General features: G+C 34.7%; 22 protein-coding genes and 1 riboswitch. Of the genes, 2 read left to right on the top strand and 20 right to left on the bottom strand.

What is annotated here, in order from left to right:
• Window positions 1-68 precede the first annotated feature (68 nt).
• Window positions 69-167, top strand: a riboswitch (SAM-I-IV-variant riboswitch).
• A gap of 63 nt (window positions 168-230) precedes the next feature.
• Window positions 231-1,532, top strand: a complete 1,302-nt coding sequence (locus GXW81_RS01910) for a Na+/H+ antiporter NhaC family protein (RefSeq protein WP_161530959.1) — start codon at window positions 231-233, stop codon at window positions 1,530-1,532.
• 59 nt (window positions 1,533-1,591) lie between these two features.
• Here GXW81_RS01910 and ftsH read toward each other — a convergent pair whose 3' ends face one another.
• Both ftsH and rsfS read right to left on the bottom strand, forming a co-directional pair.
• Window positions 1,592-3,577 carry an ATP-dependent zinc metalloprotease FtsH gene (gene ftsH / locus GXW81_RS01905; RefSeq protein WP_161530958.1) on the bottom strand — a complete coding sequence of 662 codons (1,986 nt, stop codon included), beginning with the start codon at window positions 3,575-3,577 and terminating at the stop codon, window positions 1,592-1,594.
• Between the two features lie 15 nt (window positions 3,578-3,592).
• The gene (gene rsfS, locus GXW81_RS01900) at window positions 3,593-3,961 is read right to left on the bottom strand and encodes a ribosome silencing factor (RefSeq protein ID WP_161530957.1); all 369 of its coding nucleotides are present in this window, start codon (window positions 3,959-3,961) and stop codon (window positions 3,593-3,595) included.
• A gap of 75 nt (window positions 3,962-4,036) precedes the next feature.
• Between rsfS and GXW81_RS01895 the strand changes: the two genes are divergently transcribed.
• Window positions 4,037-4,747, top strand: a complete 711-nt coding sequence (locus tag GXW81_RS01895; RefSeq protein ID WP_161530956.1) for a biotin--[acetyl-CoA-carboxylase] ligase — start codon at window positions 4,037-4,039, stop codon at window positions 4,745-4,747.
• Here the strand turns inward: GXW81_RS01895 and GXW81_RS01890 are convergent.
• The 18 genes from GXW81_RS01890 to rpmB all read right to left on the bottom strand — a co-directional run bounded on the left by GXW81_RS01890 (window position 4,741) and on the right by rpmB (window position 23,812).
• The gene (locus GXW81_RS01890) at window positions 4,741-5,835 is read right to left on the bottom strand and encodes an LptF/LptG family permease (protein ID WP_161530955.1); all 1,095 of its coding nucleotides are present in this window, start codon (window positions 5,833-5,835) and stop codon (window positions 4,741-4,743) included. The genes GXW81_RS01895 and GXW81_RS01890 overlap by 7 nt on opposite strands.
• 187 nt (window positions 5,836-6,022) lie before the next feature.
• The gene (gene tgt, locus GXW81_RS01885; protein ID WP_161530954.1) at window positions 6,023-7,159 is read right to left on the bottom strand and encodes a tRNA guanosine(34) transglycosylase Tgt; all 1,137 of its coding nucleotides are present in this window, start codon (window positions 7,157-7,159) and stop codon (window positions 6,023-6,025) included.
• A gap of 10 nt (window positions 7,160-7,169) precedes the next feature.
• Complete coding sequence (locus tag GXW81_RS01880; RefSeq protein WP_161530953.1) at window positions 7,170-7,568, bottom strand: DUF4296 domain-containing protein; 399 nt, start codon at window positions 7,566-7,568, stop codon at window positions 7,170-7,172.
• Window positions 7,565-8,281: a polyprenol monophosphomannose synthase gene (locus tag GXW81_RS01875; protein ID WP_161530952.1), complete on the bottom strand. Its 717-nt coding sequence runs from the start codon at window positions 8,279-8,281 to the stop codon at window positions 7,565-7,567. Before GXW81_RS01875 ends, GXW81_RS01880 begins: the two co-directional genes overlap by 4 nt.
• A gap of 79 nt (window positions 8,282-8,360) precedes the next feature.
• Window positions 8,361-8,738: a DUF2809 domain-containing protein gene (locus GXW81_RS01870; RefSeq protein ID WP_161530951.1), complete on the bottom strand. Its 378-nt coding sequence runs from the start codon at window positions 8,736-8,738 to the stop codon at window positions 8,361-8,363.
• A 6-nt stretch (window positions 8,739-8,744) separates the two neighbouring features.
• Entirely contained in the window at window positions 8,745-11,336 is a 2,592-nt protein-coding gene (gene mutS / locus GXW81_RS01865) for a DNA mismatch repair protein MutS (protein ID WP_161530950.1), read from the bottom strand.
• Between the two features lie 87 nt (window positions 11,337-11,423).
• Entirely contained in the window at window positions 11,424-13,907 is a 2,484-nt protein-coding gene (locus GXW81_RS01860) for an exopolysaccharide transport family protein (RefSeq protein WP_161530949.1), read from the bottom strand.
• A 4-nt stretch (window positions 13,908-13,911) separates the two neighbouring features.
• Window positions 13,912-14,793, bottom strand: coding sequence for a polysaccharide biosynthesis/export family protein (locus GXW81_RS01855; protein ID WP_161530948.1), 882 nt, complete (start codon window positions 14,791-14,793; stop codon window positions 13,912-13,914).
• Between the two features lie 28 nt (window positions 14,794-14,821).
• Window positions 14,822-15,925 (bottom strand): glycosyltransferase family 4 protein, encoded by a 1,104-nt coding sequence (locus GXW81_RS01850; protein WP_161530947.1) that lies wholly within the window; start codon window positions 15,923-15,925, stop codon window positions 14,822-14,824.
• A gap of 16 nt (window positions 15,926-15,941) precedes the next feature.
• Complete coding sequence (locus GXW81_RS01845) at window positions 15,942-17,069, bottom strand: EpsG family protein (RefSeq protein ID WP_161530946.1); 1,128 nt, start codon at window positions 17,067-17,069, stop codon at window positions 15,942-15,944.
• Window positions 17,070-17,078: 9 nt separating this feature from the next.
• Window positions 17,079-18,071, bottom strand: coding sequence for a glycosyltransferase family 2 protein (locus GXW81_RS01840; protein WP_161530945.1), 993 nt, complete (start codon window positions 18,069-18,071; stop codon window positions 17,079-17,081).
• Between the two features lies 1 nt (window position 18,072).
• Window positions 18,073-19,137 carry a formimidoylglutamase gene (locus GXW81_RS01835; RefSeq protein WP_161530944.1) on the bottom strand — a complete coding sequence of 355 codons (1,065 nt, stop codon included), beginning with the start codon at window positions 19,135-19,137 and terminating at the stop codon, window positions 18,073-18,075.
• Between the two features lie 11 nt (window positions 19,138-19,148).
• A complete protein-coding gene (gene topA, locus GXW81_RS01830) occupies window positions 19,149-21,668 on the bottom strand; it encodes a type I DNA topoisomerase (RefSeq protein ID WP_161530943.1) in 2,520 nt (839 codons plus the stop codon).
• A gap of 190 nt (window positions 21,669-21,858) precedes the next feature.
• The gene (locus GXW81_RS01825) at window positions 21,859-22,113 is read right to left on the bottom strand and encodes a GlsB/YeaQ/YmgE family stress response membrane protein (protein WP_161530942.1); all 255 of its coding nucleotides are present in this window, start codon (window positions 22,111-22,113) and stop codon (window positions 21,859-21,861) included.
• Between the two features lie 40 nt (window positions 22,114-22,153).
• Complete coding sequence (ftsY, locus tag GXW81_RS01820) at window positions 22,154-23,110, bottom strand: signal recognition particle-docking protein FtsY (protein ID WP_107046186.1); 957 nt, start codon at window positions 23,108-23,110, stop codon at window positions 22,154-22,156.
• A gap of 100 nt (window positions 23,111-23,210) precedes the next feature.
• Window positions 23,211-23,360 carry a DUF4295 family protein gene (locus GXW81_RS01815; protein ID WP_004916142.1) on the bottom strand — a complete coding sequence of 50 codons (150 nt, stop codon included), beginning with the start codon at window positions 23,358-23,360 and terminating at the stop codon, window positions 23,211-23,213.
• A gap of 22 nt (window positions 23,361-23,382) precedes the next feature.
• Window positions 23,383-23,565, bottom strand: a complete 183-nt coding sequence (gene rpmG / locus GXW81_RS01810) for a 50S ribosomal protein L33 (protein WP_004916141.1) — start codon at window positions 23,563-23,565, stop codon at window positions 23,383-23,385.
• A gap of 10 nt (window positions 23,566-23,575) precedes the next feature.
• Window positions 23,576-23,812 carry a 50S ribosomal protein L28 gene (rpmB, locus tag GXW81_RS01805; RefSeq protein WP_004916140.1) on the bottom strand — a complete coding sequence of 79 codons (237 nt, stop codon included), beginning with the start codon at window positions 23,810-23,812 and terminating at the stop codon, window positions 23,576-23,578.
• Window positions 23,813-24,018 lie beyond the last annotated feature (206 nt).

Raw genomic sequence — 24,018 nt, 5'->3', positions numbered from 1 at the left:
ATAATGTAAATATTATGCCAAAATCTAATTTTTGCTAATAAAAATTAAATTTTCTATATTTGTAGCATTGTATTTATCAAGAACCTTATATAAGAAAGGTAGCAACCTGCAACAACAAGCAAGGTGCTGAAACGATAAGCCTTAACAAAGGAAAAAATGTTGTCCATTATTTCTTACAGTTACAAAGAGGTTCATTGGTAAATGCAGATTAGACAAAACTGCATTAAAAAATGAAAAACACATCTATTATCTCAGTTATTCCTCTACTGGTGTTTGTATCCATCTTTATTGGTAGTGGTATTTATTTTAATGATTTTTATGCTCTTCCATCTCCTATCGCTGTAATGGCTGGAATTATATCTGCTTTTCTACTATTTAAAGGAAAGCTTAGCGAAAAAATAGACACTTTTCTAAATGGTTGTGGTGATCACAAAATACTCAACATGTGTATTATTTACCTTCTTGCTGGAGCTTTTGCCGTGGTATCAAAATCTATAGGAAGCGTAGATATCATTGTAAATTTAGGAGTTAATATTATCCCTTTTTCATATATACCTGTAGGTGTTTTTATAATTGCATCTTTTATTTCTATATCATCAGGAACTTCTGTAGGAACTATTGTAGCTTTAGGCTCTGTGGTGGTTGGATTCGCTGACAAAGGGATAGATATTAACCTATTAGGAGCAGCACTATTAGGTGGAGCTATGCTAGGAGATAACCTATCCGTAATTTCGGATACTACCATAGCCGCTACCCAAACACTTGGATGTGAAATGAAAGATAAGTTTAGAACTAATCTTAAAATAGCTATCCCTGCTGCTATCGTTACCTGTGTACTATATATTGTATTAGCAAATACAAATGCTCCTGCCAGCAACATCACATCCAGCACCTCTCCAACTAATACCTATCAGCTATTTCTAATACTACCATATCTATTAGTAATCCTCCTTTCTCTTGCGGGTATCAATGTTTTTTTAGTGCTTCTACTAGGTATTGTATTCAGTAGTTCTTTAGGTTTTTTTATTTTGGATTTTGGGATACTAGAAATTAGTAAAAAAATATATGAAGGTTTCACCAGTATGCAGGAGATTTTTATACTTTCCTTTTTTACAGGAGGCTTAGCTACCTTAGTTGAAAAAGCTGGAGGAATGGAGTTTCTTCTTAACAGAATAAAGAAAATTATTTCAGGAAGAAAATCTGCTTTACTGGGAGTAGGTACACTTGTAAGCCTTGTAGATATGGCAACTGCCAATAACACGATAGCTATTATTATATCAGGTAAAATTGCAAAAAATATAAGCACGCACTATAAAATAGCTCCTAGATTTATGGCTTCTGTACTAGATATTTTTTCTTGTGTTATACAAGGACTACTGCCTTATGGAGCTCAGATACTTATTATCATTGGACTAAGTAACAACCGTATTGATTACTTCAACTTAGTAAGCTATACTTTTTATCCTATTTTATTGCTTTTATGTGTACTCCTTTGGATTTTCTTTTCTAAAGAGAAGAAGGCTCAAATATAAAACACAAAAACAGACCGCCTTATCAAAAAGACGGTCTGTTTTTTTTATTTAATTTTCTATTATTGATTTAGCTCTTGTTTTTCTTCATCATTATCAATCGCCACTGGCTCATCATCTTTCTTAATATCTTCTGTAGATGAAACGGGAGTTTCAGTAAGTTCTGGGTCCCATGCTCTTTTACCAAATATCGCTTCTAAATCTTCACGGAAGATAACTTCTTTCTCAAGGAGTTTTTCCGCTAATGCATCTAGTTTATCTCTATTTTCGTTCAAAATATTGATAGCTCTTTGATACTGACCTTCAATAATTTTAGAAATTTCCTCATCTATCATTTTAGCCGTTTGCTCAGAATAAGGCTTGCTAAAACTATATTCCTGCTGTCCTGAACTATCGTAGTAAGAAATATTCCCGACCTTATCATTTAAACCATAAATGGTAACCATTGCTTGAGCCTGTTTTGTAACTCTTTCTAAATCAGACAAGGCTCCTGTAGAAATGGTTCCAAATACCACTTGCTCTGCCGCTCTACCACCTAGAGTTGCACACATTTCGTCTAGCATTTGCTCTGTAGTCGTAAGCTGTCTTTCCTCTGGAAGATACCAAGCCGCACCCAAAGAACGCCCTCTAGGAACAATAGTTACCTTAAGCAGTGGTGCTGCGTGTTCTACTAACCAACTGATACTCGCATGACCAGCTTCGTGGAACGCTACTCTTCTCTTTTCGGAAGGTTTAATAGCCTTATTTTTCTTCTCTAATCCACCTATAATTCTATCTACTGCATCTAAGAAATCTTGTTTTCCTACCGCTTCATGTCCTTTTCTTGCCGCTACTAATGCCGCCTCATTACACACATTCGCAATATCTGCACCACTAAAACCAGGTGTTTGCTTTGCCAAAAACTCTACCTCTACAGTATTGTCTAGTTTTATTTTAGCTAAATGAACATTAAATATCTGTTTTCTCTCGTGTAATTCAGGTAAATCCACATAGATAGAGCGGTCAAACCTTCCTGCACGCATCAAGGCTTTATCCAAAATGTCTGCACGGTTAGTTGCTGCCATCACTATCACATTAGTGTCTGTACCAAAGCCGTCCATTTCTGTTAAAAGTTGGTTCAAGGTATTTTCTCTCTCATCATTTCCTCCCGTTAAAGAACCTCTACCTCTAGCTCTACCAATAGCATCTATCTCGTCTATAAATATAATGGCTGGTGATTTTGCTTTAGCTTGAGCAAACAAATCTCTCACCCTAGAAGCTCCAACCCCCACAAACATTTCTACGAAGTCCGAACCAGACAATGAAAAGAAAGGTACTTTAGCTTCACCAGCAACTGCTTTAGCCAATAAAGTTTTACCTGTCCCTGGAGGCCCTACAAGAAGTACTCCTTTAGGTATTTTCCCTCCTAGTTTAGTATATTTTTCTGCATTTTTAAGGAAATCCACTACTTCTTGTACTTCCTCTTTAGCTCCTTCTAATCCTGCAACATCTTTAAATGTTACCTGCACTTTATCTTTTTCATCAAAAAGCTTAGCTCTCGATTTTCCTATGTTGAAAATCTGACCACCGGCACCACCACCTCCTGCCATCTTTCTGAAGATAACAAAGTAAAACAAAAACATAATCCCTATCCAAAACAACGCCTGGAATAATAAGCTCTGCATTGGCGATTCAGAATCATCAAAATCCATAGATGTTTTTATCTGTGGATTTTCCTTCTTTACAGCATCATATCTCTGCTGAAAATATTGTAAATCTCCAAAAGCGAATTTAAAATCTGGTGATGGTTGTAGTGCCATAAGTGGATTATCCGCTTGTGAATTGCCTTTTGAAGCTGTTTTCGCAGTTTTGGTTAGAAAAACTAAGCCTTCCTTAGAGTCTCTCATTAAGACAAGGTTCTCTACTTTGCCTCCTCTCATCATATTAAAAAACTCATCTTCATTGATGGTTTTCGTATTAGATGAAGAAAACAACTTTGGCAAAAATAAAACTGCCAAAGCACCAAAAATAAGTAAGTAGAACCAGTTAAACCCTTTATTTTTATCCATACTTTTTTCTTAAATTTAATTTAAATCTTCTATTTTGGTTACTTCTGCATCTCCCCAAAGCTCTTCTATTTCATAGTATTCTCTAATATGCTTTTGAAAAACATGCACCACCACAGATACATAATCTACCAATACCCACAATGCATTTTCTGCACCTTCGGTATGCCAAGGGCGTTCTCTAAGTTCGTTACGCACTGTCTTCTCTATATTCCCTGCAATAGCTGACACCTGAGTATTAGAGTTACCACTACAGATAATAAAATAATCTGCTACGGCATTTTCTATTTTAGTTAAATTAAGAACTTGGATACCTTCTCCCTTAGTATCTTGTATTGCTCTAATGATAGTGTCTATCAACTCTTGTTTATCGTTTGTATTACTCATTCAAAAATGTATTATCTGCAAATTTAATTGTTTTTTATTTATTTTATCTACTTTAACACCGTAATTTTGCCCATTATGAAAATCTTACATCACCTTACCGAATGTAATTCTACCAATGACGAGATTATCAATTTTGTTCCCTCTATTCTCCAGAAAGAAGACTTAGTAGGTGTCTATACCCTTAACCAAACTCGAGGAAAGGGACAATACGGCAATTCTTGGGAAATAAATCCTAACGAAAACATTGCCATCAGCCTAGCAGTTTCTCTGGATAAATTTCCGTTTGCGGTTTCTATCATCAATTATTATACCGCTATTATTGTGAGAGATTTTATTGCCAATTTGACCCAAATTCAGCCAAAAATCAAGTGGCCAAATGATATTATACTCAATCAAAAGAAGATGTCAGGTATTCTTCTTGAAAAGAAAAATAACTGTTTAGTCATTGGCATCGGCATCAATGTATTACAGCAAAACTTTGAGCATTTCCCAAAAGCAGGGTCTATCTATACGCAAACTCATCGCTCTTTTGAACCTCATCTACTTGCTAGAGAGTTCTTTGAATTTTTCGCTAACGAAATAGCACAACCAAAAACAGAATCCCAAATTCTAGAGATACTTAATAATACTCTTTTCAAAAAAGACGAGGTCTGCGTGTTTGACATTAAAGGCGTAAGACAAAATGGCATTATCCGAAAAGCAGATGCTGAAGGATATCTTTGGATAGAACTAGAAGATGAACAGTTACACAGGTTTTACCACAAAGAAATCCAAATGCTCTACTGACGAGCCCTTCTGAAATACAGTATCAAAGCAAGTGGAGCAAATACAAAATTAGGCATCCACATTGCTACGAAAGGCGTGAGTATTTTGCTAGATGAAACCACTTTAAGTGCTTCAAACGAAAAAATAAATACAAACGCCAAAGCTATCCCCACCGCAAGATTGACTCCTATCCCACCTCTCTTTTTTTCGGACGCTAGAGCCAAACCTAAAATAGTTAAAATTATAATAGAAACCGGCATTGAGGTGCGGGCGTGAAGCTCGTTGAGATAGGTATTGATATTACCGTTGCCTTTTATTTTCTCTCTATTTATAAATTTCACTAGCTCTGGAGTTGTCTTGTTCTCACCCAAAAGCTCGTCTGGAAAAAGTTCCTCAGGCGGATAACCAAAACTCTGGTAAGTTTGTGTGCCATTGCTGAGTTTTTCGGTTTCGTTTTTACCTGCTTTTTTTTCGTAGAAAGAGGTGATGGAAAAAGCTTGTTTTTTTTCGTCCCAAGAGACATAATCACCCCTTATCTGATGTATAAGTTTGTTGTTTTTATCAAATTTTTGGTAAAGGTAATCCGAACCTCTTGCTTCTTTTCTGTAATAGGAACCTATAAATACATATTCCGTTGGTGACATCTGAGCTGAAATGGGAACGCTTCTGTTCTTCTCATCTTGCCTTACTTGGCTTTCGGTAAAGACCATCAGTTCGTTCTTTTTAACATTAGCCCAAGGCAAGGCAAAGTGGTTAAGCATCAACATAAACAATGCTATCCCAACTGCTACCGTAAAGTATGGTCTGGCAAATCTATGAAAACTTGCTCCACTACTTACAATGGCTACAATTTCGGTATTATCCGCCATACGAGATGAAAAGTAAATAACCGAAATAAACACCAGAATGGACATAAAGGTAAGGATAAGGTATATCATCCAAAATGGGTAGAAATGTAGTAAAAAGTACCCCACCGTGTAACCACTTTTCTCTATGTTTGGCGCTTTGGCTTGTATATCCACCACTATCACAATAATAGATAGTAACACTAGCATAAAAACTAATGTCCCTAAAAATTTCTTGATGATATAGGCGTCTATTATTTTCATAATTTAATTCTTACTTTTCTCTGTTTTTGTTTTGGCAGCCACCGCGTTAGGGATAGAGCGGATACCCCGAAGGGAAGAAGCCGCGGAGCGAAGCGGAGCGGCAATGACCGAAGGCGTATGAGCGATAGCCCGACCCTAGCCGTTGGACTTTAGCCCTGGAGAGGGGAACGCCCTAACCTTACTAAAACTAAAGCCTTTGTTTTAAAACTGGTACAATCTGCTCTTTCCACTTGTAGAAATCTCCTGCTAAGATATGCTCTCTAGCCACCTTTACCAAATCTAAATAGAATGCCAAGTTGTGTATAGAAGCAATCTGCTTACCTAGATATTCTTTAGCTACAAAAAGATGCCTTACATAAGCCTTAGAATACTCCTTGTCCACGAAGCTCGTCCCCATCTCATCTAACGGAGAAAAGTCATCTTTCCATTTTTGGTTTTTCATATTCATAACGCCTTGCCAAGTGAATAACATTCCGTTTCGGGCGTTTCTAGTTGGCATCACACAATCCATCATATCCACTCCCAAACCTATGCTTTCCAAAATATTCCACGGTGTGCCTACACCCATTAGATACCTTGGTTTTTCTTTCGGAAGAATATCGGTAACCTCGTTGGTAATTCGGTACATTTCTTCTTCTGGCTCCCCTACCGAAAGCCCTCCAATGGCGTTACCTTCAGCTCCTGCCTCTGAAATAACTTCAGCGGAAATCTTTCTTAAATCAGAGTAAGTAGAGCCTTGAACTATCGGAAATAAACGCTGCTTATGCCCATACAATTCAGCATTATTTTCTGTCCATTCTATACAACGCTTGAGCCACCTGTGGGTGAGTTCCATAGAGGCTTTGGCTTGATTATATTCGCAAGGGTAAGGTGTACACTCATCAAATGCCATAAAAATATCGGCTCCTATCTGCCTTTGTATTTCCATAGACTTTTCTGGAGAAATGAAGTGGTAGCTTCCATCAATATGAGATTTAAATTTAACCCCTTCCTCCGTCATTTTTCTGCTTTTTGAAAGAGAAAAAACCTGATAACCTCCAGAGTCTGTAAGGATAGGACGCTCCCAGTTCATAAAACGATGTAGACCTCCTGCCTTTTCCATGACTTCCATACCTGGTCTAAGGTAAAGGTGATAAGTATTACCTAAAATAATTTGTGCCTTAACATCGTCTCTTATTTCTCTTTGATGTAGTGTTTTTACCGATGCTACCGTCCCCACAGGCATAAAAATAGGCGTTTGGATTTCTCCATGAGCGGTACTGATAAGCCCTGCTCTAGCCTTAGAGTCGGTAGTTTTTTCTATACTAAAAAATGGTTTTGACATTGTGTTGTTATTATTGTTGTTGTAAATCTCCTGCATTAATTTTTTCTTCTTTATTTTGATTTTTATTCTCTCCTTCTTTCTTCTTGATATACTCCTCTAAGTCTGAATCATTAAGCAATATATCTTGAGCCATATCATAAATTTTATCTACATCAGACGGTTTGTTCAAATAGTATTTAAAACTGTCTTCAAATGCTTTGCCTTTGGCTTTATTTTTATTCATCACAAAACGACTGACTTCCTCCATATCCATATTTCTAGTAAAATCGGAAGACTGTGTATAAACAGCAAAGTCTGCTACTATCTGTGCCATTTCTTCTTTGGGTAATAAATCTTTAGGAGCTTCGACTGAATGTCTACAAGCTACCACAAATATCATCACAAAAAAAAGCCCAATCAACCTATTCATAATCTACCTATTAAAGCCTTCCATCTTAGATTAAGTACACCTATTACTGCTTCTTTAATAATTCCACCATTCATTTTAGACTCGCCTTTGGTTCTATCGGTAAAAATAATAGGGACTTCTTTTATTTTTAGTCCTTTTTTGAATACTCTGTATTTCATTTCCACCTGAAAGCCATAGCCTTTTAGCTTTACCTTCTCTAACCCTATTTTTAGGAGCGTGTCTTTTTTAAAGCAAACAAACCCTGCCGTAGTGTCGTGTACTGGTAAACCTAAAATAAACCTTACATATTTAGACGCAAAATAAGATAGCAAAACCCTTCCCATAGGCCAATTAACCACATTAACCCCTTGAGAATAACGAGAGCCTACCGACATATCCGCATCTAAACACGCCTCATAAAGTCTAGGCAAGTCTTTTGGATTGTGAGAAAAATCGGCGTCCATTTCAAAAATAAAATCATAGCCCTGCTCTATTGCCCAACGGAAGCCATGCAAATAAGCTTTGCCCAAACCATCTTTTACTTTTCTTACGGTTAAATGAAGCCTATCCTGAAAAAGATTCTGCATAGAACAAACAATATCTGCCGTACCATCAGGAGAGGAATCATCTACGACCAAAACATGGAAACCTCCCTCTAAATCCATCACCGCTTGAATAATGGACTGTATATTTTCTTTCTCGTTATAGGTAGGAATGACAACGATTTTTTTCATTCAAAAAAAACTAATAATCCGCAAAGTTAAGTCTTTTTTAATTAGGAAAAAGTGGTTTGTGGGGAAATCGCAAGTTCTATTATTTACTTCTCATTTTAACAAATACAAAAATAAAAGCACACCCCACCGCATAACACAATATGTCTAACCAAGAGAAAGAGTTCCCAATAACAATATGCCCTACACTACCTTCTCTAAACCCTAGTTTCTCTGCAATGCTAAAATATTGTAATACCTCTACTAAAACAGAAAATAGAAATATCCCTACAATCAGTTGAGCTTTTTCTTTGATTTTAAAGAAAGTTAAGACAAAGGTATAAATAAGAATTACCACTAGTACATCTCCTAGATATGCTCTAATAAAATAACAGGATTTAAGCCAAACCGCAATTATTACCTCTGTTAAAAATAACAATAGGGTAATAGCAAACCAGAAAAGACTAAACCTTGGTCTCATTTTATATTATTTGCCTATCATATTTTTGATTGCATTGAGCTTCATCATTGCTTCTATAGGCGTGAGTGTATTGATGTCTATCCTAGTAAGTTCCTCTCTGATATTTTCTAAAACTGGGTCGTCTAATTGGAAGAACGAGAGTTGCAAATTTTCTTCCGTTACCCTTTTAATAGATTCTTTTGTATCATTCTGTGAACGATTGTTTTCCAAAGTTTTCAGAATTTCGTTAGCTCTATTAACTACCGTAGCAGGCATTCCTGCCAATTTTGCCACATGGATACCAAAGCTATGTTCGCTACCACCAGACACCAACTTCCTTAGGAAAATAATGTTCCCCTTATGCTCTTTAATTGAAATATGGAAGTTTTTAATCCTTTCAAAATTATTGGTCATTTCATTCAACTCGTGGTAGTGAGTGGCGAATAAAGTCTTAGGTTTGGTTGGGTGCTGATGCAAATATTCCGCAATAGCCCAAGCAATAGAAACGCCATCATAAGTGGAAGTACCTCGCCCTATTTCATCTAAAAGAATTAAACTTCGGTCAGAAATATTATTGAGGATATTAGCGGCTTCGTTCATTTCCACCATAAAGGTTGATTCTCCTGCGGAAAGATTATCCGTTGCCCCTACTCTCGTAAATATTTTATCTAAAATACCAATAGAAGCATATTTAGCTGGAACAAAACTCCCGATTTGTGCTAAAAGACAAATAACTGCTGTTTGCCTCAATATCGCCGATTTACCCGCCATATTGGGACCAGTTACCATAATAATCTGCTGCTCCTCTCGGTCTAAAAACAAATCGTTAGGAATGTATTTTTCGCCTAACGGCAAAGCATTTTCTATAATAGGGTGTCTTGCTTCTTTGAGTTCTATACTAAAACCATCGTTAAGGATTGGTTTAGTATAGCCTCTTTCCATAGACAACTCTGATAACCCAACCGCCACATCTAGCTGTGCGATGAGTTGTGCGTTTTCCTGAATTTGGTCTATATAAACAAGCACCTCTTGGCATACCTTTCTATAAAGCTCCTGTTCTAAAACACTTATACGCTCTTCTGCACCTAAAATTTGGTCTTCGTATTCCTTCAGCTCTGTTGTAATATACCTCTCGGCATTGACTAGCGTTTGCTTTCTAATCCATTCTTCAGGAACTTTGTCCTTATGCGTATTTCTAACCTCTATATAATAGCCAAAAACATTATTAAAATTGATTTTCAGACTAGCAATGCCCGTTCTTTCTATTTCCCTTTGGCACATCTCGTCTAGGTAGCCTTTACCAGAGTTCTGCAAACCTCTCAAACGGTCCAGCTCATCAGAAACCCCAGACTTAATCACATTACCTTTGGCTAAATTTACAGGTAACTCTTCGTTTAAGTTATTCTCTAAAGCACTGATGACTTCCTCTAAATGATTAAGTGGATTAAGCCACGCCAAAACATCAGGATATTGATGCAACAACGATTTTATCTTGGAAATATAAACTAAACTTTGTCTAAGATAGCCTAGCTCTTTAGGTGAGATTTTCTCTGCTGCTAGCTTACCCATCAGTCGGTCTAAGTCAGAAATACCTTTAAGCCTTGTTGCAACATCTAATCTTAGCTGCTCCTCATTATTCAAAAACTCAACTAAGGAAAGTCTTCTATTAATTTCGTTTACGGATTTAAGTGGCAATATCAATCTTCTCCTCAACAGCCTTCCGCCCATTGGAGTAGCCGTTTTATCTATAATATCCAAAAGACTTTTCCCGTTTTGATGTGCAGGAAATACCACCTCCAAATTTCTCAGCGTAAACTGATCCATCATTAAATAATCTTCCTGTGGAATAAGTTTTATCTGAGTAATATGATTGAGCAAATTATGATGCGTATCCTCCACCAAATAGGCAAAAATAGCTCCAGCAGCCGTAATGCCTAGCTTATAGTCCTCTACTCCGAAACCTTTAAGAGAATTGGTTTTAAAGTGTTGCGTGAGCTTTTCGTAAGCAAAATGATACTGAAATGCCCAATCCTCCATCTTAAAAACACTCTTATTTTTAACTTGACTAGGAATTTCTTGAGTTCTTTGGTAAATAATTTCGCTAGGTTCAAATGTATTGATGATATGAAGTAACTTTTCTAAATTGCCCTCTCCTAACAAAAATTCTCCTGTGGAAATATCTACTAAGGCCACACCATATTTTTCTTTCTCTTTATGAAGGGCAAGTAAAAAATTATTTTTCTTGGAGTTAAGAACTTGGTCATTAAATGTAACCCCTGGAGTTACCAATTCCGTAACGCCTCTTTTAACGATACCTTTTACTGATTTAGGATCTTCTAATTGGTCGCATATCGCTACCCTAAGACCTGCCCTTACCAATTTCGGAAGATAGGAGTCTAAAGAATGATGTGGAAACCCTGCTAGTTCTATACTCTGACCATCTCCACCATTGTTTCTTTTAGTAAGAACAATGCCCAAAATTTGAGCTGTTTTAATGGCATCTGCTCCAAAGGTTTCATAGAAATCTCCTACTCTGAAAAGTAATATCGCGTCAGAGTATTTAGCTTTAATACTATTGTATTGTTGCATTAGAGGAGTTTCTTTCTTTGTTTTTGCCATATCTATCCTAATTTTGAACAGCAAAAATAACAAAACATTATGGGTTAAAAAAGGCTACTCTCAAAATTAGAAGTAGCCCTTTTAGTATTAACCTTTTTTATTAAAAATTGATTTTAATTTATTTCTCCACCTTACAAGTATAGGTTCTTGATAATTTTTATCCTCATCAAAATAACCATAGCCGTAACCGTAACCATAGCCATAACCTTGATTAGAAGGATAATCATTATACACCAATCCTAAATGTTTAACCTCTTGATTATGGTATTTCTCTATAATCATTTTAAGCATATACTTCTCCGTATATTCATGACGCACAACATAAATATTAGCGTCTGTATATTTCATCAATTCAAAAGAGTCTGCCACTAGACCTACTGGAGGCGAGTCTATAATAATAAAATCATAGGATTTTCTAAGCTCTTCTATAAACTGTGTGTTTCTGTCACTCATCAACAACTCTGAAGGGTTAGGCGGAATTGGTCCAGAGGTCGCTACATCTAATGTAGATATCTTAGTTTTATTTATAATTTGTTCCACTGGTATTTCCCCTGTCAAGAAGTTAGAAATTCCGTATTTATTATTGATTTCAAAATCTCCAAAAATCTTAGGTTTCCTCAAATCCATTCCTAATAATATGGTTTTCTTACCGCTTAAAGCTAAAACAGAGGCTATATTTATTGAGGTATATGTTTTACCTTCTCCACTGATAGAAGAAGTTACCAATATCACTTTTCCGCCTTCTACTCCGTCGTCATACAAAAACCTCAAATTAGACCTAACCCCTCTAAATGACTCTGCAACAGAAGATTTAGATTGCTCTATTACTGTGAGATTATTCTCATTAGTATTTTTACCAATAACCCCTAATAAAGGTATTTTGGTTGCTTTTACCACTTCCTTAACACTTCTTATCTTATTATCTAAAAGAGAACTAATAAGTAATATTATAAATGGAATAAATAACAATCCTCCAATAAGTGCTACTCCAAACATAGAGGTATTAGGTCCTACTGGACCCTGCCCAAGATTTTTAGCCCAATCTAAGACCGTTATATCAGACTGTCCTACAGCAAGACGCATCTCTGCTTTTGCCTGTTCCGACAGCAATGCATTATATGTAGTTTCGTTAATTGAGTAGCCTCTCTCTGCATCAATTAGCTTCTGCTCCTTAAGAGGAAACCTTCTTATCTCTCTCTCGTACTGTAAGAGTTCTGCATCTAGTTTTTCGATATCACTCAGATACATACTATAGTAGTTCCCCACAACTCCAGAAGACTTACCTCTCGCCTCTTTAATAAGACGATTAATTTCTTTCATAGGTTCAGAATTTGGCGTATAAATAGTCCTCATCTCCTCCCTTTTTTGTATAAGAGCTTTTAACTCACTAACCGAACCCATGAAGTTACCATCTTCTATTCCAGCAGCATTGATATTGATCACCTCATCTAAATTTTTATTCATAGAGTTTCGGATACTATTAAGTGCTGAAATTCGGGTAAGTAGCTCTGCCTTTCTCTTTTCAACCTCCTTTATTTTTTCCATTATAGAGCTTACACCTCCTTCAACATCAACAATGTTTTCTCCAATCCTAACTCCATTAAGGCTTTGTGCAGAAGAGTCTAACTTTATTTTTACACTATCTAAATTTCTCTTTATAAATACAACTGTATTTTTGTCTACTAAGCTCTTATCCTGCTTTCTTTTTTCTATAAGCTCTTTAATAGAGTTATTTAAAAAGTTAACTGTGGAGTTTAAGTTAGCCCCTCTCTTCGACACAGACATTATAGAAGGAAGTTCCTTATCAAACTCTATATTGATACTACCTATATTCTCTCTTACTTTTTGATCTATGCTACTTAAAACAACTGTTATGTTATTATAATCAATACTAGGTTGTACTGGATTTTTTATCAATCTAAACCTAAAGTAAGGAGACTCATACCACTCGTTTAATTTTATATTTTTTTGAACCTCTTTTTTATATGTTTCTTTTAAAGGATGAAAATCTTCAGTTTTATAACTATATAGGTAGTTGGGTAAATCCTCTGGCAAATTAACTGTATAAGAATTACCTTTAGGAATAAATGTGATTGGAATATTTATCGCTTGAAAGTGCTCTTTATCTATTTCTAAAAAGAAGGGAGATTCATTCTTATCTAAAAAGGTGCTTTTTAGCTTACCTGAAGTGCTATAATCAATGTATAACTCAAGTTTTCTAGTAATAAATTCGTTATGTGTTCTTGATAAAAGTAATTTTTTCACATACAATCCGTCTTGATTTCCTCCTTGCCCCCATATAAAGTTAATAGACTGGTTACTAGGCGCCAAATAACTTGCTGTATTATTAGAAACACTCAAAGATATACTAGACTCATAAGTGTATTGTATATAGTATTTTTTATAGATATAACTAATAGCATAACCTAATATACCTAATAACAAAAACAAATACCAATTTTTTAGCACCTTCTTTATAAAAAATTCAAGATTAAAGAAGTCAAATGTTCCAACTTTAGACTTTTCAGGTTGTGCACTAGGTGTTTTTTGTCCTACTTTTTCTGGTATCATAAATCTAAAATCTTGAAATTAACAAATATACAGAAAGGGCTGTTGTTATAAGAGAAACCCCCGTAGTTAAAGTTTGCAAAGGCTCTTTACCAAACCCATAAAGACTTTTAGAACGAGTATTGAGATAAACCATATCTCCATTTTGAATCCAATAGTATGGAGAGTTCATAATATCATCTCTCGTTAAATCTAGTGTAACTCTTTTAATACCTTCTGGATATTTTCTTTGTAAAACCACATGTTTTTTATCTATTGTTCTATTAAGCCCACCATTTTGAGCTAAAGCTTCTGTTATACTTAACATTGAGGTGTAAGATTTTTTCTCTCCAGTAAGAGCTCCCATCTCCTCTATATCACTCAATATGTAATAAGTAATCCCATCTGTATTAAGTCTTACTTGCGATTTACCTTCAACAAAGTTTTCGTTAACACGAGTTTGTATTTCTGCCTCTATATCTTCAATAGTCCTACCTACGGCTTTTATTTCTCCTATCCCCATTATATCTATGTTTCCTCTAGAGTTTATCTTTAATCCATTAAAATAAAAATTACTATTGCCACTCATTCTTCCTCCAGCAATACCAGCTCCTCCTCCAGAGACAGCTCCCGCACCTCCGATATTCCCTCCTGCTCCATTTTCACCACCAGAAGTGTTAAAACGGGAGTAGAACTGAGCCGCATCTCCTTTAGGAGTGGTTACTATATTAAGATTAAGAATATCTGCTTTAGTTACTCGATACACTTCATTATTATATGGTATCAACCCCTCTTCATTAAGCACAAGATGTTCATTAGGTTGTTGGTATCTCACTTCCTTAGTCGTTAGACAGGATACTAAAAACAGAGATATAATTGGTAATAATAGATATAGTTTTATATTTTTCATAGAAAAGATATTTATACAAAAGTAAGTTTTAATTTCTCAATTTTAGAATAAACCTAGGTATATATGCTCCTATAAAACCTAGCATCAAAACAAAGACAAGAAGTAGGTTTATATTTATATGTCTAAAAAAATAGACAACTATTATCGTAAACATATAGTAACATAGGATATAAAAAGTTGATTTTTTATGTGATAATCCGAGGTCTAAAAGCTTATGATGAATGTGATTTTTATCTGCTTCCATAGGCGATTTTTTATTGAATAGCCTTATCAAAATTACATTGAGTGTATCCACCATTGGTAAAATTAGTATTGCAAATGCAATGACAGGTGCCGTTGGTAAGTGATATAAGCTTCTTCCACCACTTATCGTAAAAATATTTATAAAATATACTGCTGTAAATGCTAATAAAAAACCCACTATCATTGAGCCTGTGTCCCCCATGAATATCTTTTTACTCCTACTACTTGATAAATTATAGTATAAAAAACCTATTAAAGCTCCTATTATCGAAGCACACAGAATAATCATGGGATAATTATATTCTCCCAACCTATAGTAACTAATACCAAAAAGTAAACAACAAATAATAGTATATGTACCCGCAAGACCATCTATTCCATCAATTAAATTAAAAGAATTTATAATGATAATTATAGTAACTATAGTAAATAAAATACTTATGAAATAGGGCAACTCATAAACACCAAAAAGACCAAATAAACTTTCTATCCTTATATCTGAGCCTATTACCATTAGGGAAGCTACGAATATCTGAATAAATAATTTTTTATACGCTCGCATAATTACAATATCGTCCATTACACCAACATATAATAAAATTATTAGGGTAGGAAATAAAAACTTATACAAATCGAACAGTTCATATCCAAACATTGGGGTAGCTATTCCTATGGCATAAAATATAGCTATTCCTCCCAAATTAGGAATTTTCCTTACATGAGAACTCCTTATCCCTGGTTCATCCATCAGGTTTTTTCTTTTAGAGATTTTGAGTATTGTAGGAACAGAAAGAAAACATAGCAGAAAAGACATAAAAAAAGAGCCTATCAATTTTATGTAGAAAAAAGGTATCCCTAACTGTATAATTAAATAATCTAAATAAGCCATAATTCAAATTTAGTATCTACCACAAATAATTGCTATAATCCCAAGTATATCTTGCTCTAGTAGCCTGAAAACTACCGTATACAAAATAATAAAAAATAGCAAAACAAACGATTATTAAATGTAAATATCTTTTATGTTTTTCATCCTCTACTGAAGCAATTATATTAGGCAAAACCATTACCGTAAAAATCATATATATCATAGCTAATCTTGAAGAGAATATTGGGCTACCTCTAAATATAAAGTACAAGCACATTCCAAACAAGGCTATATTTCTCATATATTCGTAATAAGGAATCTTTTCACATGCTTCCTCATTATAAACTACTAGAAAATAACTATAGAATACGATAATCATATCCGTAAAGCTTATTCTTCCCGTTGTTTCACTATTCTCTATCGTTTCATATGCAGAGAACCCCTCATAAACTTCAGCAGGCGCTAATGTATCAAACAAGGAAAAATATTGATATATTTGAAATGGAGATAAAATAGCACTAACCACCAAAACAAGAATAATTCTTGTCTTAGTCATTGGGATTAAAGCAATCCAGTAAGCTAAAATAAAAATAGCAGCAGATTTATGAAATCCCATTGCCAGATAAATCATCAATAAAAACAACGGTAAATTTCGTTTTTTAATGAAATAAAAAGAAAAAATAAGAATAGACATCGATACCGCCTGTCGCATATGTCCTCCATCTGCTGTAAAATAAGAAGGGAACATGTAAAGCAATAAGCTCAATGATGGATAGACAACCGCATTTTCAAATGTAAAATATTTTGGAACAATAGATAATAAAGCTATTACGAATGTAAAAACAAAAAATGGAACTCCAAAATCATAAACATATTTTCCTACTAAAACATAAAGCCATTCTACATCTAATCTCTCATTACCTGAAAAAAGAGCTTTATTATAGACTGTTGAATATGCTGTACTCTGACCAAAATATTCATACATCTGTACATAAACTCCATAATCCGCTCCTACCCATGCCCTAAAACCCACTAAAAGAATCATCACCGATACCACCACCCACACCGATTTATAATTTTTATAATTATAAACCTCCAAAAAACTATAAGCTATTAAAATTATAGTTATAATGGTAAATATAGGATGTAAAAAAACAATATTCATTGTTTATTATTAGTGAATTAGTTTCCTTAACAATCGATTTAGCCCCAAAAGATAAAATAGATAGTAAACCTGTTTCTTAATCGGCAAAGATACGAGATAATTCTTTCCAAATCTACGATAACTAAGTATTTCTTTCTTGGTAATCTTTCTCTTAAACAGAAATCTTTTTAGCTCTTCGGATAATTTATGATATACCTGCTCATCTTTAACAAATGCTAAATAGGCTAGAAAAGTATAAAAACCCTCTAAAATTTGAAATCCTTTTAGCTCTTCTTTTTTATGCTTATAGAGTGAGTTTTCAAAAGCATTTTCCACATCTTCTACCGCTCTTAAAATATCCAGACCTTTATCTGTATGGGTTTTAGTGATAGAATCCGTTCGTTCTAAATATTGATAATGATAGGTTTGAGTTTGGGCAATAACTTTACACTCTAACAATAATTGAGGAATAAGTTGTATATCCTCAAAATGAACTCCTTTTTTAAATCTTTTACTCTGAAATAAACTACGATTAAACAATTTATTACAAGCAAAATAGCTCATATCAGAGAAAACGGAAAAATGTTCTTCTAGAACTATTTTTTCGGGCATATTAGGTATTTGTGTGAGTCGCTGGGTAACTTCTCCCTTTTCGTTTACTTTTTGTAGATTACATACTACCATTTCTGCTCGGTGCTTCTTTGCAAGATGATACATCTCTTCGAACATTGTTTCTCTCACAAAATCGTCGCTATCTACAAAGCCTATATACTCACCTTTCACCCGTTCTAAACCAAAGTTTCTAGCATCGCTTAATCCACCATTCTCCTTTTGAAACGCCTTTATTTTATTAGGATACCTATCTTCATACTCAGTAATAATAGCCTGAGAGCCATCTTTACTTCCATCATTTACCACGATAACTTCAATATCCTCTAATGTTTGGTTGACCAAAGAATCCAAACACTTTTTTAAAAAGCGTTCAACATTATAAACAGGAACAATAACGGAAACTTTCTTCATACTATTTTAAAAATCTAGGGTTCAAAAGCCCCTTTTTAGCATTATGATAATCTTTCTCAGCACAAGGCAAACATTTTAAAATATCATCGTCATTTCCGAAATACCATAATCCACTAAAGGTATCTCTCTTAAAAGTATAATCTTGATTATTGATTACCACTAAATAATTTTCGTACTGGCGTTCTTTAGGGTGAGTTTTCTGTATGCTCAAACCTTCTAAAAAATACCAAATCATTTGGGCAATAAGTTGATTGTAAACTAAATGAGAAGCATCTATATTTATATTAAACAAACCAAAAGCCATTAAGTTTTCACCCAAGCCTATTTCTTTCATATAGGCACAAATTTCTCTCTTATTCAACCCGTTAACTTGAGCGTGAAAAGAAAACTCTCCACTAAAACTCTCCACCGCATCAGCACTAAGACTTACCACTTCTGCCCTTCTTAAGAAAGGCTCTGCCAAATCTGTGCTATTCATCATATCAGCAAGCCTTAACACTTCAAAATCTATCTCTTTAAGTACAGAAACCGAATGAGGCTCATTTAGATGTTTTTGATAACCCAAATGATAATAATTCTTCAGCGAAGGTTCACTCAATATTTTTGATACAAAATTTCGCTCGTTGATACCCTCCTTCACAGCTTCCAAATGTATAAACGAGTTGATTTGTGTATAAGAAATTTTATCTTTATGATTTTTTACCGCAGTATATAACGAAAGAGCCAAATCATTGCTACCACCAATAACTATAGGTAATGCACCTTCGGCGATACATTTAGAAACAATTTCCGCAACAATATACTGAGTATCTTCCAATGATTTACCCGATATTAAATCTCCTAAATCACAAATAGGAAAGTTAAAATCACTCTTAGAAAGTTGATATAAACATTTTCTTATTACACTAAAATCCTTCGTCACCGCAGAACCTCCTGCACCTCTGTCATCAGAGCAAAATAATAGCACTACTCCACCTTCTTTTATCTCACTACATACCAAACTACCCAGTTGCCAAGGTTTATAATCTCCTAAAGGAAAAGGCTTTACAATCTCTTCAATAGTCATTAGTATTTATGCTATTTTTTCTTAGTTACGGTTTTCTTTTTAGTTGTTTTTTTCTCTGCAAAGGCATTTTTATCCTGTGCTACAATCCATTTCTTAACCTCTTCTAGAGATATTTTTTTCAGCTCTTCGGCTGTATATTTCTCATCTCCGTTTTTAGGAATTTTGAAATTAGTTTTGTTAAATTTGATAAATGGTCCCCACCTTCCGTTTTCTATAGAAATACCTTCTTTTTCCCATTGTTTAATGTAACGGTTGGCTTCTTTCTCTAACTTAGCTTCTATGAGTTCCACAATATCATCTTGAGTAAGATTTTCAAAATCATATTTTTTAGGAACATTTACAAAAATATTTTTATACTTCAAGAAAGGTCCAAAACGCCCTGTCCCTTTAGTTACTGGCTCTCCTTTAAATGTTGTTATAGGAGCATCTGCTTTCTGTTTTTCTCTAATTAGCTCTTCAGCTCTTTTTTGATTTACAGATAATGGGTCTTCTTCTTTAGGAATACTAATGTAAGTTTCGCCCCACTTCACATAAGGTCCAAAACGCCCTACCCCTACGGAAACAGCCTTGCCATCTATCTTCTCTAAATCAAAAGGTACTTTAAACAAGTCTAAAGCCTCTTCTAATGTAATCGTATTGATATTTTGGTGAGGCAATAATGAAGAGTAAACAGGGTTTTTATCATCACTATCTCCTAACTGAGCCATTGCTCCGTATCTACCAATTCTTACTAAAACAGTCTTTCCTGTTTTAGGGTCTTCTCCTAAGATTCTCTCTCCATTTGCTCTATCTGCATTTTCCTCTACATCTTCTATTTTATCGTGGAATTTTTCATAAAATCCAGAAAGTACCTCTTTCCATTTTTCATCACCGTTCGCAATGTCATCAAAATCTTGTTCAACCTTGGCTGTAAAGCCGTAGTCTAAAACTTCCGCAAAATTTTCAGTCAAGAAATCATTAACTACAATACCTATATCCGTAGGTACAAATTTATTTTTATCTCCACCGTAATTTTCGGTTAAAACCTTTCTGTCTATCTTATTTGAAGTAAGATTAAGTTTAATAACTTCCCTTTCTTGCGGAGCAATCTCTTTTTTATCTACATACTCTCTATTTTGTATGGTTTGTATAGTTGGAGCGTAGGTAGAAGGTCTACCAATACCCAACTCTTCTAGCTTCTTCACTAGCCCTGCCTCTGTATATCGTGCAGGTGGACGAGTGAATTTCTGAACAGAAATAATATTTTGATAAGTTAAACTCTCTCCAACACTTACCTTTGGTAAAGTTTTTTCGGTATCCTCCGTATCTTCTTCCTCCGACTTTAATATACCATAAACCTTTAAAAAACCATCAAATACAATAACCTCCCCTTGAGCCTCAAAATTATAAGGCAACTTTGGATTACCTATCTCTACAACGGTTTTTTCTATTTGAGCATTTGCCATTTGGCTAGCCAGCGTTCTCTTATAGATGAGCTGATAAAGTCTATTAAGTTGAGTATCTCCTGCAACAGTTTTTAGTTTGAAATCCGTAGGACGAATAGCCTCGTGAGCTTCCTGTGCAGAAGATGATTTAGTAGTATAGTTTCTCGGCTCAGAGTACTCCTGCCCAAATTCTTTGATAATTTGTTCTTTGGCTCCCTCTATAGCCTCTTGAGATAAATTAACCGAGTCGGTTCTCATATAGGTAATATATCCTTCCTCGTACAATCGCTGAGCGACCCTCATTGTAGTAGTAACCCCATAACCTAGACGGTTACTCGCTTCTTGTTGTAAAGTTGAAGTCGTAAAAGGTGCAGAAGCGGTTCTTTTACCTGGTTTTTTTTCTATATTAAGGACTTTAAACTCTGTATTTTTCGCTAATGTTAAAAATTCTTTCGCCTCTGCCTCTTCAAAAAAGCTTTTTTTCAACTGAGCTGATATTTCTTGATTATCAGCGTTCAAAAATTTCCCTTCTGTTTTATAATAGGAATTAGGAACAAAGTCTTGTATTTCCTTTTCTTTTTCGACAATAAGTCTAACCGCAACCGACTGAACCCTGCCTGCTGAAAGCCCCGTTTTTACTTTTTTCCAAAGTACGGGAGACATTTCAAAACCTACTATCCTATCCAAAACACGCCTAGCTTGTTGAGCATTCACTAAGTTTTTGTCTATATTTCTAGGATTTTCTATAGCTTTTAGAATTGCATTTTTAGTAATTTCGTGAAATACAATTCTTTTTATTTTTTCATCCTTTAACTTAAGCTCTTGAGCCAAATGCCAAGCAATAGCTTCTCCCTCTCGATCCTCATCAGATGCTAGCCATACCATATCCGCTTTCTTCGCTGCTGCTTTTAAATCCGACACCAACTTCTTTTTGTCCGTAGACACCTCATATTCTGGAGTAAAGGTATTAAGATTAATCCCCATCCCTTTTTTAGGCAAATCCCTAATGTGTCCAAAACTAGACAATACTTCAAAATCTTTACCTAAATATTTTTGGATAGTTTTCGCCTTTGCAGGAGACTCTACGATGACTAAGTTTTTGGGCATGTGTTTTTTATTTTTTTGCAAAAGTATAAACTTTTTAATAAATAGCTGCTTATTATTGCTTAATTACTATATAATATTCTCTTATTTTAAATTAAAATTTATATGAATATCAAAAAAAATACCTGCTAAAGCAGGCATTCAATAATTAACTATATCGAAATATAATTATTCGACCTCGAAACAAGTATTTCTACTTTTTAGCTATCACCTTTGAGTAAAGTGCTAACAAAATCAATGCTCCACCTACGGCCACAAAGAAACTTTTAAGGTTAAAGCCTGTAACATCTACATTGAATAACATAGAGCCCAACCAGCCTCCTACCACACTTCCCAAAATACCAATAACGATAGTCATTAACCAACCTCCAGGATCTTTTCCTGGATGAATAGCTTTAGCGATAGCGCCTGCAATAAGGCCAAATAATAGCCAAGATAAAATTCCCATAAGTTTATAGTTTAAAAATTAAGTACTTATTTTTTGAGTATTAACTCTTTTTCTTGAAAAAAGAATCAACAAATTCCGTGCCATTAAATAACTGCAAGTCCTCCATTTTCTCTCCCACTCCTATATACTTTACAGGAACTTGAAATTGATCAGAAATACCAATAACCACACCTCCTTTTGCTGTACCATCTAATTTTGTAACCGCAAGAGCATTAACTTCTGTTGCCGCAGTAAACTGCTTAGCTTGTTCAAATGCATTTTGCCCTGTAGAACCGTCTAACACCAACAAAACCTCATGTGGAGCATCAGGAATTACTTTCTGCATTACTCTTTTTATCTTAGACAGCTCATTCATTAGGTTTACTTTATTATGAAGCCTTCCAGCTGTATCTATAAGCACTACATCAGCATTTTGAGCTACTGCAGATTGCACTGTATCAAAGGCAACAGAAGCGGGGTCAGAACCCATATTTTGCTTTACAATAGGTACACCTACTCGCTCACTCCATATCACCAACTGGTCCACCGCCGCCGCTCTAAAAGTATCTGCTGCTCCTAGCACCACTTTTTTACCCTGTGTTTTAAACTGATGTGCTAATTTACCTATCGTAGTTGTTTTACCTACTCCATTGACTCCCACCACCATTATTACATAAGGTTTTTTAGCCTCATCTATATTACCCGTATCAGCATGAGGATTTTCTAAAAGCAATGCTGTAATTTCTTCTTTAAGAAGCTTATGTAGTTCATCTACACCAACATACTTATCCCTAGCAACCCTATCTTCAATTCGTTCGATAATCTTGATAGTTGTCTGAGCCCCTACATCTGACGCAATAAGAACCTCTTCCAAATCATCTAGAACTTCATCATCTACCTTACTTTTCCCTATGACTGCTTTGGATATTTTTTCAAAAAAGCCTTGACTTGACTTTTCTAATCCTTTATCTAAAGTTTCCTTCTCTTCTTTTTTGAATATTTTTTTAAACCAACTCATATATTTTTGTGTACGATTAACAGAAACAAATATATAAAAAAACTACCCAAATAAATTATTTGGATAGCTTTTATATTTCTTATACTAGAATGAATAATACTTATTTTTTTAAATAAGCATCTACATCATCTGCATTCATTACTTTCTCTTCGAAAACATAAGCTCCAGTTTTAGGAGACTTTACCATTTTCACTACTTTTGTCATCTTCTTAGAAGATGTTTGTAGGGTTGCTACTACTTTCTTTGCCATTGTAAAATATCTTTAAAGATGATTACTTAATTTCTTTGTGAAGTGTATACTTTTTAAGAACAGGATTATACTTTTTAAGTTCTAATCTTTCTGTTGTATTCTTCTTATTCTTAGTCGTGATGTATCTGCTCATTCCAGCAACACCACTTTCTTTATGCTCTGTACATTCCAAAATCACTTGGACTCTATTCCCTTTTTTTGCCATGATTTCTTAATTATTTGATAAATCCGTTACGAGTTGCTCTTTCTACAGCCTCCTCAATTCCAATCTTGTTAATTACTCTCAATCCGTGAGCAGAAACTTTAAGTGTAATATGTTTCTCTTGCTCAGGAAGGTAAAACTTCTTCTCTAATAAGTTAATCTCAAAACGACGCTTCGTTTTGTTATTAGCGTGAGAAACATGGTTTCCTACCATTGCACGCTTTCCTGTTATTTGGCAAATTCTTGACATATCTCGATGTTCTTTTTTACTACTAAATATTTGAGAGTGCAAAATAAAGAAGTTTTTTTGACATAGCCAAATATTTTTCTAAATTAATTCTCAAAACCAGCACTTTCATTAGATTTTACTCATCAGCATATTTTTTGGCACAAAAAATGCTATGTTAAATATACATTCTAAATTCTAAACCAAAGTTTTCAGTAAGTTTAGTACAA

The organism is Riemerella anatipestifer, assembly GCF_009932355.1.
Lineage (GTDB): Bacteria > Bacteroidota > Bacteroidia > Flavobacteriales > Weeksellaceae > Riemerella > Riemerella anatipestifer_E.
The sequence above is the reverse complement of the archived record's forward strand: the minus strand, read 5'-3'. Positions and strand labels throughout refer to the sequence as shown.

Excerpts from the sequence above, each read along its gene's own strand:
- rpmG (WP_004916141.1), bottom strand. The coding sequence starts at position 23,565 with ATGGCAAAAAAAGGGAATAGAGTCCAAGTGATTTTGGAATGTACAGAG.
- GXW81_RS01875 (WP_161530952.1), bottom strand. The coding sequence starts at position 8,281 with ATGAAAAAAATCGTTGTCATTCCTACCTATAACGAGAAAGAAAATATA.
- rsfS (WP_161530957.1), bottom strand. The coding sequence starts at position 3,961 with ATGAGTAATACAAACGATAAACAAGAGTTGATAGACACTATCATTAGA.
- GXW81_RS01825 (WP_161530942.1), bottom strand. The coding sequence starts at position 22,113 with ATGGGAATTTTATCTTGGCTATTATTTGGCCTTATTGCAGGCGCTATC.
- GXW81_RS01880 (WP_161530953.1), bottom strand. The coding sequence starts at position 7,568 with ATGAATAGGTTGATTGGGCTTTTTTTTGTGATGATATTTGTGGTAGCT.
- mutS (WP_161530950.1), bottom strand. The coding sequence starts at position 11,336 with ATGGCAAAAACAAAGAAAGAAACTCCTCTAATGCAACAATACAATAGT.
- topA (WP_161530943.1), bottom strand. The coding sequence starts at position 21,668 with ATGCCCAAAAACTTAGTCATCGTAGAGTCTCCTGCAAAGGCGAAAACT.
- GXW81_RS01835 (WP_161530944.1), bottom strand. The coding sequence starts at position 19,137 with ATGACTATTGAAGAGATTGTAAAGCCTTTTCCTTTAGGAGATTATAAA.
- ftsY (WP_107046186.1), bottom strand. The coding sequence starts at position 23,110 with ATGAGTTGGTTTAAAAAAATATTCAAAAAAGAAGAGAAGGAAACTTTA.
- GXW81_RS01815 (WP_004916142.1), bottom strand. The coding sequence starts at position 23,360 with ATGGCAAAGAAAGTAGTAGCAACCCTACAAACATCTTCTAAGAAGATG.
- GXW81_RS01890 (WP_161530955.1), bottom strand. The coding sequence starts at position 5,835 with ATGAAAATAATAGACGCCTATATCATCAAGAAATTTTTAGGGACATTA.
- tgt (WP_161530954.1), bottom strand. The coding sequence starts at position 7,159 with ATGTCAAAACCATTTTTTAGTATAGAAAAAACTACCGACTCTAAGGCT.
- GXW81_RS01850 (WP_161530947.1), bottom strand. The coding sequence starts at position 15,925 with ATGGCTTATTTAGATTATTTAATTATACAGTTAGGGATACCTTTTTTC.
- GXW81_RS01910 (WP_161530959.1), top strand. The coding sequence starts at position 231 with ATGAAAAACACATCTATTATCTCAGTTATTCCTCTACTGGTGTTTGTA.
- GXW81_RS01855 (WP_161530948.1), bottom strand. The coding sequence starts at position 14,793 with ATGAAAAATATAAAACTATATCTATTATTACCAATTATATCTCTGTTT.
- GXW81_RS01845 (WP_161530946.1), bottom strand. The coding sequence starts at position 17,069 with ATGAATATTGTTTTTTTACATCCTATATTTACCATTATAACTATAATT.
- GXW81_RS01860 (WP_161530949.1), bottom strand. The coding sequence starts at position 13,907 with ATGATACCAGAAAAAGTAGGACAAAAAACACCTAGTGCACAACCTGAA.
- GXW81_RS01840 (WP_161530945.1), bottom strand. The coding sequence starts at position 18,071 with ATGAAGAAAGTTTCCGTTATTGTTCCTGTTTATAATGTTGAACGCTTT.
- ftsH (WP_161530958.1), bottom strand. The coding sequence starts at position 3,577 with ATGGATAAAAATAAAGGGTTTAACTGGTTCTACTTACTTATTTTTGGT.
- GXW81_RS01895 (WP_161530956.1), top strand. The coding sequence starts at position 4,037 with ATGAAAATCTTACATCACCTTACCGAATGTAATTCTACCAATGACGAG.
- rpmB (WP_004916140.1), bottom strand. The coding sequence starts at position 23,812 with ATGTCAAGAATTTGCCAAATAACAGGAAAGCGTGCAATGGTAGGAAAC.
- GXW81_RS01870 (WP_161530951.1), bottom strand. The coding sequence starts at position 8,738 with ATGAGACCAAGGTTTAGTCTTTTCTGGTTTGCTATTACCCTATTGTTA.